General features: G+C 26.2%; 18 protein-coding genes. All 18 read right to left on the bottom strand.

The window, feature by feature from the left end; all coding sequences use genetic code 4:
- Positions 1-387 carry a hypothetical protein gene (locus EXC46_RS01740; protein WP_129622136.1) on the bottom strand — a complete coding sequence of 129 codons (387 nt, stop codon included), beginning with the start codon at positions 385-387 and terminating at the stop codon, positions 1-3.
- A complete protein-coding gene (locus tag EXC46_RS01735) occupies positions 345-1,367 on the bottom strand; it encodes a hypothetical protein (protein ID WP_129622135.1) in 1,023 nt (340 codons plus the stop codon). The genes EXC46_RS01740 and EXC46_RS01735 overlap by 43 nt, the downstream gene beginning before the upstream one ends.
- Before the next feature lie 612 nt (positions 1,368-1,979).
- Positions 1,980-3,473, bottom strand: coding sequence for a hypothetical protein (locus EXC46_RS01730; RefSeq protein ID WP_129622134.1), 1,494 nt, complete (start codon positions 3,471-3,473; stop codon positions 1,980-1,982).
- Positions 3,474-3,553: 80 nt separating this feature from the next.
- Positions 3,554-6,661: a coiled-coil domain-containing protein gene (locus EXC46_RS01725; protein WP_129622133.1), complete on the bottom strand. Its 3,108-nt coding sequence runs from the start codon at positions 6,659-6,661 to the stop codon at positions 3,554-3,556.
- Positions 6,662-6,711: 50 nt separating this feature from the next.
- On the bottom strand, positions 6,712-7,467 hold the full coding sequence (locus EXC46_RS01720; protein ID WP_129622132.1) for a hypothetical protein: 756 nt from the start codon (positions 7,465-7,467) through the stop codon (positions 6,712-6,714).
- A gap of 48 nt (positions 7,468-7,515) precedes the next feature.
- A complete protein-coding gene (locus EXC46_RS01715) occupies positions 7,516-8,118 on the bottom strand; it encodes a hypothetical protein (protein ID WP_129622131.1) in 603 nt (200 codons plus the stop codon).
- 28 nt (positions 8,119-8,146) lie between these two features.
- Entirely contained in the window at positions 8,147-8,644 is a 498-nt protein-coding gene (locus tag EXC46_RS01710; protein ID WP_129622130.1) for a hypothetical protein, read from the bottom strand.
- Positions 8,645-8,654: 10 nt separating this feature from the next.
- Positions 8,655-9,200 (bottom strand): hypothetical protein, encoded by a 546-nt coding sequence (locus tag EXC46_RS01705; protein WP_129622129.1) that lies wholly within the window; start codon positions 9,198-9,200, stop codon positions 8,655-8,657.
- Positions 9,201-9,224: 24 nt separating this feature from the next.
- The gene (locus EXC46_RS01700) at positions 9,225-9,710 is read right to left on the bottom strand and encodes a hypothetical protein (RefSeq protein WP_129622128.1); all 486 of its coding nucleotides are present in this window, start codon (positions 9,708-9,710) and stop codon (positions 9,225-9,227) included.
- 24 nt (positions 9,711-9,734) lie between these two features.
- Positions 9,735-10,262: a hypothetical protein gene (locus tag EXC46_RS01695; protein WP_129622127.1), complete on the bottom strand. Its 528-nt coding sequence runs from the start codon at positions 10,260-10,262 to the stop codon at positions 9,735-9,737.
- A gap of 24 nt (positions 10,263-10,286) precedes the next feature.
- On the bottom strand, positions 10,287-10,769 hold the full coding sequence (locus tag EXC46_RS01690; RefSeq protein WP_027333921.1) for a hypothetical protein: 483 nt from the start codon (positions 10,767-10,769) through the stop codon (positions 10,287-10,289).
- A 24-nt stretch (positions 10,770-10,793) separates the two neighbouring features.
- Positions 10,794-11,273 carry a PIN domain-containing protein gene (locus EXC46_RS01685; protein WP_027333922.1) on the bottom strand — a complete coding sequence of 160 codons (480 nt, stop codon included), beginning with the start codon at positions 11,271-11,273 and terminating at the stop codon, positions 10,794-10,796.
- 38 nt (positions 11,274-11,311) lie between these two features.
- The gene (locus EXC46_RS01680; protein WP_129622126.1) at positions 11,312-12,040 is read right to left on the bottom strand and encodes a class I SAM-dependent methyltransferase; all 729 of its coding nucleotides are present in this window, start codon (positions 12,038-12,040) and stop codon (positions 11,312-11,314) included.
- A 9-nt stretch (positions 12,041-12,049) separates the two neighbouring features.
- A complete protein-coding gene (locus EXC46_RS01675; protein ID WP_129622125.1) occupies positions 12,050-12,313 on the bottom strand; it encodes a hypothetical protein in 264 nt (87 codons plus the stop codon).
- Positions 12,314-12,362: 49 nt separating this feature from the next.
- Positions 12,363-13,004 (bottom strand): hypothetical protein, encoded by a 642-nt coding sequence (locus EXC46_RS01670; RefSeq protein WP_129622124.1) that lies wholly within the window; start codon positions 13,002-13,004, stop codon positions 12,363-12,365.
- Between the two features lie 15 nt (positions 13,005-13,019).
- A complete protein-coding gene (locus EXC46_RS01665) occupies positions 13,020-14,042 on the bottom strand; it encodes a hypothetical protein (protein ID WP_129622123.1) in 1,023 nt (340 codons plus the stop codon).
- Positions 14,029-16,137 (bottom strand): type IV secretory system conjugative DNA transfer family protein, encoded by a 2,109-nt coding sequence (locus EXC46_RS01660; protein ID WP_129622122.1) that lies wholly within the window; start codon positions 16,135-16,137, stop codon positions 14,029-14,031. The genes EXC46_RS01665 and EXC46_RS01660 overlap by 14 nt, the downstream gene beginning before the upstream one ends.
- Entirely contained in the window at positions 16,115-17,902 is a 1,788-nt protein-coding gene (locus tag EXC46_RS01655; protein WP_129622121.1) for a hypothetical protein, read from the bottom strand. Before EXC46_RS01655 ends, EXC46_RS01660 begins: the two co-directional genes overlap by 23 nt.
- Positions 17,903-17,960 lie beyond the last annotated feature (58 nt).

Here is a 17,960-nt window from a genome sequence, read left to right as displayed (position 1 = left end):
TTATAATTCCTTTCCGTCTTCAAGTCGTCAGTGATAGTCTAATTGAAGACTTTCAATAAATTTTTGTTTAAATTTTCAAAATGAATTATTGTTAGTATTTTCTTCAAAATTCATTTCTAAATATAGTTTTAATAACTCGTATTTTCGATTGTGATTAGTAATAATCTTTTCTCAAAAAGTCGTTTTTTGATAATCTGTTTGTTCTAAAATCATTTCAAAGATTTTTGTTAAATTGCTGTTTTCAAGCTTGTATATTCAATTGATAAAATCAAGTGAATTGTAAGTATCTTCAATACCGATAGCATTTTTATCAATATCAATGCTAATTAGTTTTTCCTTGCTATCTAAATTGAAAACATAACCAAAAAAGTAATTTGGATCAATCACTTTATAAAGTTTTTCTCTTCAATTTTCATAGAAATTAGCAAGTTCCTTTTGTTGTTTATGAACAAGAAAAAGATACCTAAATCTCTCGGCATTTCTTTTGCTCTTATAACATCTTGTTCTGTATCAAGGTTTGGACTATAAAAGTTAGTTAAAAGCTTGTTTATGATGTGTAAATAATCAAATGTATAGACAATTTCAAAATAAATTCTTTTAAGGTATAAAACGATTTGATTGTAGCTAATATACTCAAAACTATCAATTTCTGTTTCATTTGATAAAAATAAGAAAGTATGGTTATCTGCTTCTAAATATAAAAGTTGGTCGTTTAATAAGGAGAGATAAAAAAGGACACTTTGAAAATAAGGAGTATTTTTAGGAAAATCATTTAATGAGACAAAATTAGTTTTATAAAAGGAGTTTAAATTTTGAATGTAATTATGAGTGATTTGTTCAAGGAGAGTAAAATTGAAAGACTTTAACTTTGCTGGACCAATACAGAAGAACATTTGACCAAATAATCTTCCTATTTTATCAAACGGTAAATTTCTATCAATCTCTTCGTTTCTTCATACACTTAAAAATTCAGTTGTTTTAACTTTAAATTCTCATAACTTATCTTTCCAAAGCTCAAAGTCAATGTTCGTCTTATCAAAATCAAAATAATCACGAATGCTCTTTGTAAGTTTGAAAGGACTGATAAGTTTTTGCTGATTAAAATCGTCTAATGTCTTTTGATTATAAAAGTAGTAATCATTATTAGTTTCTTCTTTTTCAAAAGCATTTATAAAGTTAGTGTTATCAAGATACTGAATATTATGAAAGGTTGCTATCGTATCGTCTATGTTATTTGTATAAAAGTTGATTTTTTGTGTCTTTTTAACGGCTTTATTATTATCTTTCACAAGATAATTAGTTGAACAAGAGCTTGAAAGCAAAATAACTGGTAAAAAAGCAATTGACTTTAAGTATTTTCATTTCATTATTTTTTCGAAATGAACTTAATAATTGCTTGATTAATGATTTCGGAACGAGAGTAAATATCTGCTTTATCAAAGATATATTTAGATATTTCGTCTCTAATTTTAGGACTTGTTGAAAAAGTAATTATTACCTTATTATTCTTTCTTTTAATAATGATTACCCCCTAAAATTTCTTTTATTAATTGTTATTAAAATTTGTTAAGAATTATTATAGAAAACCAAAAGAATAAAACTTATTTACTTGCTATAAATAAGTTAAGGGTTTTCTTTTCATTTTCTACTAAATTAAGAACGATATAAATGTTGTTTTTGTTTGGAATGTGTTCAAAAACCTTATATAATAAATAAGGTATATTTTGAACAAAATGCTTATGCTGTGGTAAGTTTAAGTTTTAATTTTCAAACATACCATTAAAGCAAGGGTGATGCTCTTGCTTTTTTCTTTTCCATATTTACTCCTTTGCTTGTGTTAGTTTTTAAGCTTAATATATAAGAGTTAATATGTTCAAAAGACCTTATCAAAAATAAGGTATATTTTGAACAAAATGCTTATGCTGTGGTAAGTTTAAGTTTTTAATGTTTCTTCAAACAAATGTTAAATCTTAAATATGTTATGAAATGTAAATTTCGGTGTTATCTTCATATGATTTACCAATATACATTGAATATGTATTTAGATAATCATTAACAAGAACTAAAACAGCTTTATTGATTTCTTCATTAATTTTGTTATTAATTGATACTATTGTGCTTAATGAAACGGGTTCATTTAGTTCGTTAGTGTAATATTTATCAGCAAAAGTAACATCTATAACAAAAGTTTTTCCGTCAATTAAATAAGTGTTATTAACGTGTGGAACTAATTCTTTTGTTTTTTTATCGTAATAACGAGTTTCAAAACCAACATTTTTATAACCAAGTAAATTAAGTCCCATATAAGTAAATTCACTATAAGCTTGGCAAATGAAATGTGCTATTTCGTCTTCTAAACTTAGAAAAGTCATACCATATATTCCGTTTATTTTATAATCAGTTTTAATTATTAAATATTTAGCGATTGCTTTAACGGTTTTTTCTAAATCTCATTTTTTAGATACAATGCTTCCTAAAATGCTTTTAAGTAAAGATAAATATTTTTGTTTCTTTGCGTTAATTTTAGTATAAAGAATACGTCTTTCTTCTTCTGTTAGTTTATTATCTTCGATTGTGCTTTCTTTATTCATTTCAATTAATGATAAGTATCTTAATTTTTTGTAAATAAATTGAATTCTTTCATAATTATCGTATTCATAAAAAAGTGGAATTTGCTCCAAGTTTCAGCTGCTTGTATCAACTAAATCTTCTTGATTAGCAACAATTCAAGCATCTTTTTTAAACTCTTCAAAAGCACTGTTGAATTCTTGATATAAAATAGTTAATTCTTGTTTTTTAGGACTAATTCATTCGCTTCGATTATTTGTCTCAATAGATATATTGCGTTTTTTTAAGTTTAAATCATTTGAATAATCTATAAAATGATTTTGACCAGGTTTATAAAAATAAGAATTAAAATTTATTTCCATAAATAAAGGAATAGCAGAGTTAATCAAGTAAGGGTTTATAAGAGATTTTTCTGCGTTCTCACGTATTAATTTTTCTTTTAAAGTTGTAGAACTGTTATCTATCTTTTCAAAAAGACTTTGTAACATCTTTAAGTTATAGTTATTTCAAGAAAATGATAAAGTTTCTTTTTCATAATTTGTTCTTAAAGTAAATTCTTCCAAAAGTTTATTTTTTCATTTTAAGTAAAAATCTCTTAATTCTTTGTTTTGGAGTTTAGCATAATTTTCTTCTCAAAAGCTTTCAACTTTTTCTTGAATTTTACTATTAAAAGGAATTATGATTTTTGCTTTAATTTCGCTCATAATGTCTTTATTTTTTATTTCTTGATATTTATTAAAAGCGGCCAAAAATATTTTTTCACGCTCTTTAATAGTTTCTTGTCTTACTTTTTCTTCTTTTTGTTTTTGCTCTTGATGTTTTTTTACTGCAAAATATATTCCAGTAGATAAAGAAGATACTAAAACTAACGATGTTAAGGGTAAAATTCATTTTCACTTTTTCATAATACATTCCTTATTTTATAATTTTAATATATTAAAATTATAACAATTTATACATAACAAGTCAAGTTTTATAGTGAGTTTTAATTAAGTTGTAAAGTCATTGAACTAGGAATTGCTTCTCCGTAATCTATAAATTCATTTGGAACGGCTATTTTATCGTGTAAGAAAACACTACCTAAATATGAACTAACATCGTCAGCAGAAGAAATTGTTCCAATATTTTTATTTGTTGCTCTCATTCAACTTTCGGTATAAGAATATACAGGGTAATTCCTAATACCGTTTTGACCAGCAAGATAAAAACCAAACTTAACTAAATTATCGTCACCTGATTTTGTGGTCATACTTAATGGAACAACATAAAATTCAAACACAATATCATTACCGCTTCGAGAAATTTCAATTTTAGGTTTTCATTGAATTTCGATAACGCTTTCTCTAAAAGTAAAAGCGTGGTCATCGTTTGATTTTGGAATTCTAATAAGTTGTCTTATTGTATATTTTTTAGTGATTTCATTAGCAGTTCTATTGTAATCATAAACCTTTGATTGAAGACTTGAATAAGTTAGTGTTTTCTTTTCGTTATTGAAATTACATAAGAAATTTGAATTTCTACTTTCTCAACTTTGATTAAAACTTATTCTTGATTTAAATAAAAGAGATTTAGACATAATAGAGTTGATTTTTTCGTCGTGATAATCTTCTATGTTTCTTCTCGCTTCACCTGGATAGCTTTCATAAGAATAATCAATATTGTCCAAAGCGTAAGACCTTGAAGCTTCTCACTGGTCAATACCTATTGTTGCTCCTAAATAACCACCTAAGTCCCTAGGGTTTAAAACAAAATATTGAAAGTATGTGTCTTTTTCTTGTTTTCTGTTTTCTTTTCTATATGCTTCATAAATATCTTGAAAGTTAAAATGACGTTCATTTTCAAAATACATATCAAAAGCAAGCGCGTTGTTTTTATAACTTTCTTCATTAGTTCTATTAAATTTTTGGAATTGTGACTTAACAGTATCTCATTCGTGACCAGCTTTAAAGAAAACAGTATCTGTGTTAAAAGTATTAGTTATTTGTCCAACACTCTTAACATTAAGTGCTTCATATTTCAATTTATACTCGTCATTAGCAGTTTCTTTCCCTATAATCAAACCATTTAATTTTTTAATTTCAGCATCTTTGTCTTTAATGTCTTGATTTAGTCTATAAATTAACGAACCAGCAAGCGCATTTTCTCCATTTGTTCCTACATCAAATCACCAATTTCTGCTTCCTGTTAATTCATAAAGCTTATCTTCATAGTTAGTTAATTCAGTTGAACTAGAAGCAGAATTCCCCCTTTCACGTTCATATTTTTGTTTGTATTCTTCCGCTAACGCAAGAGCTTCCTGCTTTTCTCTTGTTAAAGTTGCTATACTCTGGTCTTTTTCAACATTTTCACGCTCTAAATTAGCTTTTTGAGTTTCTAATTCGCTAATTCTTGCTTCATTTTGAGTTTTAGTTGTTTCAAGTCTTGAAATTTCTTGTTTCTTGTTTTCTAAATCTTGGTTAAGTCCTTGATTTTGAGTTTGTAAATTAGAAATTTCTTGTTCTTTTTGTTTTAGAGCAGCATCTTTTTCTCTAATTTCAGTTTCTTTTTGTGAAATGATAGTTTGTTTATCATTTATTTCTCTTCTTAATCTTTCAACCAATGAGTTAGCTAATGCGTTTTCACCATTTTCGCCTGCTTCAAAATTCTCGTCTTCGCTTCCAACATATTCATTAAGTTTTTGCTTTGCTTTGTTAAATCTATCTTCTAAATTAGCAATTTGATTTTTAAGTGTTTGAATTACTCCACCAGTAGCATTTTCACCATTAGATCCAAAGTCTTTTAAAGGACTAATTCTTTCTCCTGTGAGTTTTTCGATTTGGTCAATTAACCGGTTAATATATTTAACAAGCTCGGTATTTCTTTCCTTGTTAAGTTCTAACATTTTGAATAAGCTATCATTAAGAACAGTAGCATTAGAATTTGCTTTATCTTTTAAAAGATTAAGCAATGTAATTTGTTCGTCATAGTTTTCTTTAATTAGATTATCGTCATTAAAGAAAAATTCTTTGTAATGTTCGTCGCTTAAATTTAAGAACTTATCATAAGGAATTTCATATTTAGCTTCAAGAGTATCGAAATTATCATAAGTAGAGTTTAATGAAATTTGCTTATTATCATTAATAGTAAGAGTTTCACCATTTAAAAGTCTTGTGTAATCACCTTGATTAACTTTAAGACTAATAATTTTTGCTAAATCACTATTTTCTTCTTCTAATAAATCATTATAGTCAGTAAATAAATTATCGACAAAGTTTGTGTTTTTCTCTTTAATAGAATTTGTTAAAGCAACAAGCTCTTTGATTGCTTTGCGGTATTCCAATAAAGAATTAAGTAACGCCTTTTTATCAATATCTCTTTGCTTTGTAAGAGTGCTTATTTGCTTTTCGTTTTCTTTGATTGTATTTTCTCTTTCAGTAATAGTATTGTTTAAATCCACAATATGATTATTTAGATTAGCAATCTCCTGCTCTTTTTCAGCAATAATTTGGTCTTTTTTATCATTTTCACCTTCTAAAAATGAAATTTCCATATTTAGCATAGCAATCTTGTGATTATTTTCTGCTATAAGGTCTTCAATTTTATTAAGAAGCATAAGGTTTTGCTGTTCTTTTTCTTCTAATTCTCTTTCTAATTCACTATAAGCATCACGTAATTCTGCTAAATCTATTTCTAACAAGCGAATAGTTTCTTCTTTTTCGGCAATATCTCTTCTTAATTCATTAACAAGGGAACCGTTTAATGCGTTTTCACCATTAGCACCAAAATCAAAATTCTCGTCTTCGCTTCCAACTAAAATAAGTAATTTAGCTCTTGCTTTGATAAGTTTGTTTCTTTCAGCTTCTAATTGATCTTTTAAAGAAGCAATTTGTTCTTCTTTATCTCTTAACTGTGCTTTTAAATTATCAACCGCATTTTCTAAATTAGTTATTTCAATATTAAGATTTAGAATTTGTTTTTTATCACTTTCAATTTGCTTAATTTGAGAACAATGTTTCATAAGGAGCGGTGGTATGATAATAGCACCAGCTACTCCCATACCTAATATTGAAGCTAAAATTAGCTTCTTTCTATTTTTCTTTTTATTCTTTTCCATTTTTATATCTCCTGTGGTAAGTTTAAGTTATCAATATTTTTTTAAATTAACTAGTTGTCTTGATTTTTGTTTCTTAATCTATAAATTAATGAACCAGGTTTAGCATTTTCACCATTTTCACCTGCTTCAAAATTCTCGTCTTCGCTTCCGGTTAATTCATTAATTTTTTCTTTCGCTTTATTAAATCTTTCTTCCAAGTTAGCAATTTGATTTTTAAGTTTATATAAAGGCCCATTTTCGATAGCAGAAATTTGGTTTTCATATGCTTCGTCGTCCATATCTTCTCTCATTATAGGTGGATTTTGATATCAAGCACCTGTAAGAAATGATAATGAATTCATTAGCAAGTAAAGATATTTAACATATGCTTCATTTCTTTTTTTGTATATTTCTAAAACTAGTTTTAAACTATCATTAAGTAACTTTATATTTAAATTTACTTTATCTTTTATGTAATTAAGAAGCTTAATTTGTTCATTATAGTTTTCGTCAATTAAGTTTTCATTATTAAAGAAAAATTCTATATATTCTTCGTCACTTAAATTCAAAATTTCATTATAAGAGATGTTGTATTTAGGTACAACACCATCAAAATTATCATAAGCATAAGGTAAAGAAATTGTTGAAAAAAAATCAATATCAACAAAATAATCGCCGCTACTTCAATAATCTTTTTCTCGCTCAATTGTTTCACCATTTAAAAGTCTTATGTATTGTTCGCTGTCAAGAGATATTCACAAAATGTCTTTTATTATATCGTTTTGATGTTCTACATATAAACTTGAATTACTTTCATATATTCCCATTACCTTTGTGAAAGTAGGAAATAAATTATCAACAAAAGCACTATTTTTCTATTTCATAGAGTTTGTTAAAAGAGCAAATTCCTTGATTGCTTTCCGGTATTCTAATAAAGAAGCGATAGCAATGTTTTTATCTATATTTATTTTAATAATTGAAGCAACTTTGCTTTCTTTTTCTTCTATTTCTCTTTCTAATTCACTATAAGCATCTTTTAACTCTTCCAAATCTATTTCTAATAGGCGAATAGTTTCTTCTTTTTCGGCAATATCTCTTCTTAATTCTTTCACAAGCGAACCGTTTAATGCGTTTTCACCATTAGCTCCAAAGTCAAAATTCTCGTCTTCGCTTCCAACTAAAATACGCAATTTAGCTCTTGCTTTATTAAGTTTGCTTTTTTCTGCTTCTAATTCATTTCTTAAAGAAGCGATTTCTTCTTCCTTTTTTGTTTGCTTTTCTTCAAGTTTATAAATAGCATTTTCTAAATTAACTGCTTTATTATTAAGCTCAAAATACTTGTTATCACTTTCAATTTGCTTACTTTGATAATAATATTTAGTAATAACTGGCGGAGTTATAATAGCACCCGTAACAGCTATTCCTAATAGCGAAGCAAGAATTAATTTTTTTCGGTTTTTCTTTTTATTGTTTTCCATTTTTACATCTCCTGTGGTAAGTTTAAGTTTAGAAAGTCATTTCGTTATAACTTTCTTTATCAAGCTCTTTCTTTAATTTTGTTTCGAGCTTTGAATGAAAATTAATTAAAAATTTGTAAAGAACAAATGTTTCTGCTTTTGTGAGCATATCATTAATATTTATGTTGTTTTTATTCTTTCACCCAAAGGTATTGAAATAATCATTTTCATTTTCAATGAAATATTCAAACTTTTTAGAAAGTTCATTTCTTAAATCGTCTTCATATCTATTAACATTATTTTCTGCTATTTCTTTGAGATTTTGATTTGCTAGAAACATAATTTCTTCAAAGGTATAAACTTGTTTATCTTTCAAGTTTTCTATTGCTCTACCAAGATATTCATTTGCTACATTTATAAATGAAAGACTTTCAAAAACAGCAATTTCTTTATTGTTATTAAGAATTTGATTAGTCAGCTTATTTATGGTATTTGTTTCTTTGAATTTATCAATTAATTCTTTGAATTCTTTTTTATTTAAAATCATTTTTCCTACTTTACATTTCAATACCTAAATCTTTTTCTTCTTCAAGACTTAATTCTTTTTCAAGTTCCTTTGTGAATTCTTTTTTAAATTCATTATGAAACTCATATAAGAAATCTTCAATAATGTATTGCTCTGCTGCTCTTAAAACATTATGAGTTGATGTTTTTTCTGGTTCAAACGTTTCAAAATATTCCAAATGATTATCAATTAAATATTTCATTTTTTCAAATGATTGAAATTCTAAATCTTCGTCATAAATATTAGCATTATCATAAGCGATATATGGTATTTGTTTTTCCATTTGTTCGAATAAATCATTTAAAGAATTTGCTTTATCATATTCGACTTTTTCACTAAATCTTTCAAAATAATCTTCACCAACTAAATCAATTTCGTAATCTCTACACCCTGTAAAGTCTAGATTATTTAAATTTAATCAATCAAATTTATTATTTTTGGTTGAAATTTTTTTTGCTAATTGATAAATTTTATATTCATTGCTTCATTTTTTTATTAAATCTCACGCTTTAAAATCTCATTCTTTATCAAAATTCATATATTCTCCTGTGGTAAGTTTAGATTACAATGTCATTTCATTGTCTTCTTCTAATTCAAGTTCATTTTCTAAAATATTTTCAAATGTGTTGTTAGAGTGATATAAAAAATAATTAATCAAGGTTTTTTCAGCAGCTTTTAAAACATCATAAATACTTGTTTTTTCTTTAATGTATTCAAAATATCAAGGGTCTTTATCAATTAAAAATTTGATTTTCTCTGTTGTTTTTTCTGCTAATTGATTTTCTTTTGTGTTTATGTGTGTTTCCGCTATGCTTGGTAGCTTTTCACATTCAATATAGTAAATACACTCACCTAACGAATTGAAATTTTCTTTTTGAATAGTTTTTTCAAAAGCATCGATGTAATCATATAAAGGACAATCATAAAAAACATCATTTATATAAGGTCAATCTTCATACAACATCACCTTTTCATATATCTGCTCAACTAAACTATCTTTGTCTTGATTTTTAAATCAATTTAAGATTTTTTCTTTATCAAAATTCATATTTTCTCCTGTGGTAAGTTTAGGTTATAAAGTCATTTCTTTATTGTTTTCTAATTCATACTCTTTTTCAAATTGATTTTGTGTGATATTTTCAAATAAATGTTTCAGCATTTTATCTTTATAGCTATATAAACACTCTTTAAGAATTTCAAATTCAGCAATTTTTAATAAACCAATTGTTTTTTGCTCTTGGAATTGTTTATCATTATTAACCATTTCAAGCGCATCGTCAAAATAATTATTTTCTTCTAAATATTCAAGTTTGAAAAACGCATTGTTTCCTAACTCAAAATCATAAATATTGATATTTCACTGTGCAACTTCGTGAATAATATCATTTGTTAAGAACTGATCTAAATCTTTTAAATTACTTATTTGTTTAAAAGATGCATTTTCAATTTGACTGTGAAAATCTTGAATTGCTTCTAATAAATTAACTGAATTTTTTAATGTTTCGCTGGTTCTTAAATCTATTTCATAAATATTAATGTCCTTTACATCAAAATCAAAATTTTCTATCAATTTTAAAATATTTTCTTTATCAAAATTCATATTTTCTCCTGTGGTAAGTTTAGGTTATAAGGTCATTTCTTTATCGTTTTCTAATTCATACTCTTTTTCAAATTGATTTTGAAATTCGTTATGAAACTCATATAAGAAATCGTCCATTATGTAATATTCTGCTGCTCGAAGCACAGCATATACATCTTTTTTAATTTCATTTTGAAAATACTCATTATGATTTTCAAAAATATAATTTAATTTTTCAAATGCTTCTTCTTGTAAATCGTGGTTGTAAATATTGATGTTACACTCAGTAAGAATTGATGTGTTATCTCACACTAAATCAAATAACTCTTCTAATGAATTAGCTTCTTTTTCTTTCACCATATATTGAATATGTTCAAGATATTCGTAAGCAACATCAATAAGCGAGACGCTGTTTAAACTAATAAGTTCGTCATTTACCTTAATAACTTTTTCTGTTATTTGATTAATTTTGTTTTGTTCGTCTCACTTATTTAATAAATCTAATGCTTTTTCTTTATTAAAATTCATATATTCTCCTGTGGTAAGTTTAAGTTAAATAGTCATTTGGTTATTGTTTTCTAATTCGAGTTCTTTTTCAAATTCACTTTTACATTCATTACTGAATTCACTTAAAAAATCAGTAAGAATATAATTATCTGCTATACCAAGTATCTCTCATGCACTTGTTATGTTGTCTTCTTCAATGACATAGTTATAGTTTCGCAATATATAATCCACTTTGTCAAAAGCATCGTCGTCTCAACTACGTCTATAAAAATTAGCATTATTGTTTGCTATGGTTGTAAGTTCATTATCGACTTCTTCAAAAATTTCATCTGTTGAATTGATTTTATTTTCTTTTATTAACGTTTCTAAATTGTCAAAATACTCATTGATTGCTTCATTAAAAGCAACACTATCTAAATCAGGTATAAAAGAATTGTAAAAAGTCCTTGATTTTAAAGTTTCTGCTTTATTTTCTTTCTCTCATTTTTGAAGTAAATTTAATGCTTGTTCTTTTTCGAATTTCATTGTTTTCTCCTGTGGTAAGTTTAAGTTTTTTTAAATAGTTAATTTAATTTGCTATCATTTTCAAATTTCATAATTATTTCTTGGATAAGACTTTTAGGTATATTGCTTCTATCTTTTCTTGAAAATCTATTGAGATTTTTTCCGTTCTTTTCAGGTTTGTCTCATTTCAAATTCAAATTAATGTTTGATAAAAAGATAGTTGGTTTATTTGTAAATTCTTCGTCATAATGACTATACATTGTGCGATTAAGAATATGTTTTTGACTAAAATTGAAAATCTCCAATATTTTTCAAATATTACTTTGGTAAGGGTTTTCAATAGCAAAATATTTTGGTTTATAATGCTTAATAATTTCAATCGTGGAAAGTGCTGTGCTAAAACCATTTAAAAATAACTTTGCTTTTGAAACGGGGTTTCTAATTTTGGTTTTTGGTGCTGCTATGTTGTGTTTATCATAAAATTCAAAAGTCTTTAACTGAATATTTGCTTTATCACCACTAACATCAATTTTTTCAACAAACATTGTGTTTGTGTCTGCTTTGCTTCAACTATTACAAGGTGGTGAAGCTAAAATGATGTCTGGTTTTGGTAATTTATCAAGTTCATTAAATAAATCGTCATTTAAAATAGATAAATTAAGTTGGTGATAATTCTCTTCATTTTTTTTGTTTATTCCAATGCTATAAATTTCATATTTATCTTTTAAACTATGATAATAACATCTGTTCGCATCGTCAAAAAGACCCCATATAACTAGCTTTTTCATTGTTTTTAATTATTTGGTTAATTTTACAATTTGCTTTGATAGTTCTTTTGACGCACTTTTTGAATTTTGAGAGATTTGTTCAATTTTTTGAAAGTAATCTTTAATTATATTTTCCAAACTATCTTTTGTGTCTTTCGAAATAAGTGTGGAGTTTTTAATTAAATTCAGTTGTTGCTGTTTGAGTTTAATTAAATTATTTAAAAAATAAATCTCATTCGAAAGAACCATAAAGTCTTGTTGTAATTGATTAAGTTTTAATAATTTATCTTCCATAAAATGCTCCTTTGCTTGTTTGTGGTAAGTTTAAGTTTTTTAATTGTTATTATTTTTCAAATGAAAAATCTTTTTCTATTTCATTAGAAATATCTGGACTATTAGGTTTTAACCCGCGATTAACATCTTCTTCTAAAACAAAAGTTCTTTTAAAATCTTGTGGTTCTATATTTGGAAAATTAATCACGTAATCTTCTTCTGTAAGTTCTTTTACTTTTGTTTCTTTGTTTTGTTTTTGTGGTTCAGTAGTTGTATTTGATAAGAAATCTTCTCTTTTTGCTTGAATTTGAGATTGTTTAGCTGCTTGATAATAAGCATAATTATCAATTACAGGAACATATTCTTTTTTATTTGTATTTTCATTAAGCATTCAAGCAGAAACTTTCTTAATAACATTAATTACTGTTCCGCTTGAACTTGGTTCTTGTTCAAAAGAAACTGCGCAAAAATTATGAATTAATGATTGAATTGTTGCGTCCATTGATTGACCAGTGACTTTTTGATAATCTTTTGGTTGGAAATATCAAAAAGGGTAGTATTTAACTTGTTCTCCCTTTTGAATTTTAAGAGTTAAGATGTAGTAAATTTGGTTAGGGTCTTTTTGAGATGTATATTTCTCAACATTAGATGTAAATGTTCCATACATTTCATTTTGGAATTGTTTGTTTTGATTTTTTCTTTCGTAAGTCATAAATTACTCCTTTAATTATTTAATATTCTTGATATCTTCTATAAGACTTATTCTTACGTTCTTGATATCTCTACTTTTCTGTTGTTTTTGACGTTCTTTAAATTCTTCTAACGGTTTTTCTTTGTTTTCTTGTATTAATGAATTAATAAATTGTTTTTCATTAAATTTAATTAGTGAAAGAAATATAAAATTAATTCTTGTTATTACTTTCACTTTTAAATTAATGTCTAAATTATTAAAATTAGTCATTGCTTTTGTGAGCTTGATTTCGTTTTGCTTATTCATTGAATGATAAAGGTAAGAATTAAGGTATTTATTGATTACTCACCAGCTCAAAAATAAAGTTAGCTTTTTAACATTATCAATTTCGATTTCAAGTTCGCTAAATAAGTTTCTTACTCATTCATAAAAGATGTTTTTAAACACTCTTTCATAGTTAAATTTCAACGTTTCATTAATATTGTTTATGAGACAAAATTTAGTTTTATCAATTTCGATCAAGATTTGTTCTCTCTTTTTATCACCAAGATTAGCAGCAGCAAGCAAAAATTGTTTATCACCTAATTTTTGAATTGAGTTTCTAAAAAAGGTAAGGAAACTGAATTTGTTATTAAGATTAGATATTGCTTCTTTTTGCTTTAAGATGTTTTGTTTTAAAACAGATTTATAATCTTCGAATAAATTTGGTATTTCATAGCAAAAATATTCTCTTTTGGTTTTTGCTGTTTCGCTATTTTCTTTAACAAAAATAACAGGAACATTAATTTGATTAAATAAACTGTTTAAAAAGTTTTTGGTGCTAAAATGAATAGTTCTTTCACAAAGTTTGGGAAAGGTTAAATTTAATTCACTATTTAAGTTATTTAAAATGGTTTGACTATTAGGTGAAATGTTAATTAGCTTCTCAAAATATGTTTCAAAATCTTCGTATGTTTCTGGTAGCTTTTCAACTCTTCACATAATTTGAGCTGAATTTTCTTTTTCGTTAAGACTTTTTAATTTTTCGTCTAATAGTTCATTAAATTTACTTAACATCATTTTTACTCTTTCTTTTTCTCTTGAAATCTTTGATTGTCTTTTCGATAATTTTTAAATTGATTTCATTTGAAAGATTTTTATAGATATTAGCGTTTTCAAATAAATTTAAATTATGAATTCCAAAAAGCTCTTTATATTCTTGTGAGTTTGAAAATTCATTCGACATAATTGCTTCTTCAATATCTGTTAGATAGTTTTCATTTTTTACAAGCTTTTTAGTTTTCTTTCTTTCTTGAATAATCAATTTCTCTTTGTCTTTGTGAATTTTTTTCAAACTTTCGCTCACTTGATATTCAAAGCTTCTTTGGTCATTCATAATTTCAGTAAAACCTTTGTAAAAAGGTATCATAGTTCAAATAAAAGGTTTCTCATTTGGAATATCAATTAAAACATCTTCTTTTGGTTTTTCTTTAAGATTGTTGATATCTAAAATTGATTTTTCTTGTATTGAAGAAGAGAAACCGCCATTTTTATCTTTTTCTTGATATGAACGATTAATGATTTCCTTTTTACCAATTGATTTAATAACGCTTTCCATAGTTTCAACTGACGAGCTTGAAATAAAGTATGTAAGCGCAGTGTTATCAATAATTGTTGTGCTTTCTCCTTTACCTGTATCATATTTTTTGAGTTGAGCATATGATTGAATGATAATAAGAAAGAATATTCACCTTGAACGCGCAATACTGATTGCTTTATCAAAGTTATCAATTCTTACTAAATTAGCAAACTCTTCAAGGTAGAATTGAAATTTACGTGCTAAATGTTTGTTTGGACTTTTATTTGCTTCTTTGGTAGCGTAGTTGTAAAGTTGCTTTACAAATAAAGAGTTAAATTTATTAACACTTTCTTCTTCGTCAGGATAACAAATAAAAATCACAAATGGTTTTTCGCTGATGTTATCAAAAAGATTTTGAAGACTTAATGAACAAGAAGAGATAATTTCAGCAAGCTTATAGTTTCTTGAATAACCATTAATCACATCTTGCGCATTACTTAAAAAACCTTCAAGTGTGTTTTGTGCTTGGTCTGGTAAAGTAGCGAAGATGTTATAAAGTCTTTCCCAATAAATGTTATTGTGAGACATTTTTTCAATCTCTGTTCTTCAAGCTCCATTTTTGAAAGTCTTCGGGTTAAGATAATCAGCAGCTTTTAAAATATGAAAGTCTTTAACATTTAATCTTTGAATTCCAAGTTCCTTAAATAAAGGGTTATTTTGAGTTTTTAAAAGTAAATAAATGTAAATAGCAGTTAGAATGTTTTTACTTGCTCTTAATCAAATATCACTTTTCCCGTCTGGTCACCCTAAATCTTCAACAATTTCATTAATTGAAGAGATAGCTTTTTCATAGTCGCTTGGTAAAACACTTTCAAATGTTTTGCTATTTAAAATCTCAAAAGAATAAACGAGCGGGTTTCAAGTCTCACCAGTGCTATCAATTAAGTCAATTAACTTAATTTCATAACCATTATCATTAAAGAAATTACTCATTGTTTCATATAGTTCCTTTTTAGGGTCAGTAATGAACATACAAGGTTTTTCTTCAAATGGTAATGAAGCGTTATAAGTAATGTTAGGTAAAACTAAAAATTGACTTTTACCGCTTCCAGTTCCACCAATGATTTTTGCGTGAGTGTCTTGATTATTCACCAATCAAACTTTTTCTTTCTTTTTGTTTTCGTAATAACCTAAAACTCAGTTTGCTTTCGGTTTTGGTTTAATAAACTTTTCTTGAACTCTTTTTCAATTCCCTTTTCCTGTTCGTGAGTTTCAAAGGAAAACATCATTCTCATTTTTATCTTTGGTATATTTCTTTTCAAAGTCGCCAATATTCGCAACAAAGATAAGCATTGAATAACCTAAAAGATATAAAGCAACAAAAGTTAATGATAGTTTTCACTTGCTTACTAAAAAGGTTTTGAAAGCAGTAAAAAATGGTTCTTTTTGAATAATCAGTTTATTAATGTTTAACAATGTAAAGAACATAAAATATAAAACTGGTAAGCTAATAAAGAAAATTAAGATTGTTTTGATTAATGCTTTCTTAAAATCATTTTTAAAATCAAAAATCTTATCAAGAGTTTTCGATAACATAATCAATTACATCTTCCATATCAATATCGAATTGTTTATAGAATTCTCGAATAGCTTTGGTTTGTTTATATTTTTCTTTTCATAAGAAATTCATATTGTATTCATTTGTTGAGCTATATTTACCCCCTTTCGAGTTCATTTTAGATAAAACAACAAGAGCTTTTGCTTTTTGTATATCTTCAACAAACTCGCTTTGAATTTGATAACCATTTGATTTAGCTTTATAATCAGTTAATTTAGAAATCTTTTCATTAAAAGCATTTAGCATTTCGTCATATTTGGTTTCAAAAATTTGAAATTCAGTGTTGTATTTTGAAAGGTAGCTTAATATTTCATTCATTTCATTTGTTTTAACAATTTGATTTAATGAACATTTTTCAGTTTTGATTTTGTTTTTTAATTTAGCTCACGAAACTTTAAAGCTTTTTAAATCTTCAAGGTCAATTTGATTATGTTGAACAAAATCGTCAATTTCACTCTTAAATGAAATTTCAAGCTTCTCAACTATCTCAACTTTCTTGTATTGAAGAAAGCTATTTAAATCTTTCAGTTTTGGTAAATCTAATTCTTTTGTCCAATCAATTCTATTTTCTGTATAAAAGTTGCTAAGATATCTTTGGTAAGGTGATTTTTCCATTTTGTATTTCCTATCAAGATTTAAGCAAGTTTGAATAACAAAGTTATAAAGTTTAGTTTGCTTATCTTTTGTTTCCTTTTCAAAGATATCACCAAGCTCTTTCAAAGCTCTTTTATCGTAAGCTTGAATATTTGAAATTGAATTTAAAAATTGTTCATATCTTCAATCAAAATCACGATATGAAGAATGATCTTTCTTAATAGCATTATGTATCTTCACAATGCTCTTTTTAACATCGTCGTCAGTAATACGATTAAAGGTTTTGATTTTGTTGCTATAACAGTAAAGAGCAACCTTTTCAATTTCACTTTGAAGCTTTAAATGTTCCAAGTTTAAATTAAGTTTATTAACATTCTGCTTAAAGTTTCTTTTAAAGTCATATAATGAACCTTTACTTTTAACAAGGATTGTTTGATATTCTTTATAAAGCTTATGGTCAATTTCTCTTTGTGTGTTTTCTTTAAATTCAAAAATTGTTTTGTATGGAAAATAGTTTCTATTAAACCAAACTTTTTCTTTGCTATTCTTTTTTGAAAATGCTGGTTCAGTCTCAAAAAAGATTAAATGAGCGTGTGGTGTTTTAGTATTGACGTGAATTCCCATATAACCTTTAATCTTGTTTTGGTCAAGTCCATTTTTAGCACAGAGTGTTTTTATCTCTTTTTGTAAAATACGCACTCACTCTTTTTTGCTAAATAATCTGTTCTCAATTACAAGAGAAGATTTAGGTGAGAATACCATACTGTATATTCTTTGTTTATCGTCTAAACCTTGTAATGTTCGTTTAGCTTCTTCAATGCTCACATCATTAGCGTCTTTTGTGAATTCATAAATACCAGTAAGTTTTTCGTCTTTGGAATATTTCTTTAAAAAGGTATTCATAAATTCAATTTCTTCCTTTCCGCTTTTAAGGAAAATGTGATTGAGCTTGTCTTGGTTAAAGTTGTTAGGTTGAACCAATACAGCATCTGCACGAGCAATGTAATCTATTGCTTGACCAGAACGAAATCAATGATAACCAACTTTGGTTTCAAGACCGTGCTTCTTAATTGTTATCTTTTCATTTTTACCAATTGAGTGAAACATTGCTATGACGTCTAAACTATCTCTCTTAATTGCTTTATTCATATCTTGCTTTATATATATTTAGTAATATATACATTCTTAATAGTCCCTTACACATTCT

It is taken from the genome of Mycoplasmopsis glycophila, from assembly GCF_900660605.1.
GTDB lineage: Bacteria > Bacillota_I > Bacilli_A > Mycoplasmatales > Metamycoplasmataceae > Mycoplasmopsis > Mycoplasmopsis glycophila.
The sequence above is the reverse complement of the archived record's forward strand: the minus strand, read 5'-3'. Positions and strand labels throughout refer to the sequence as shown.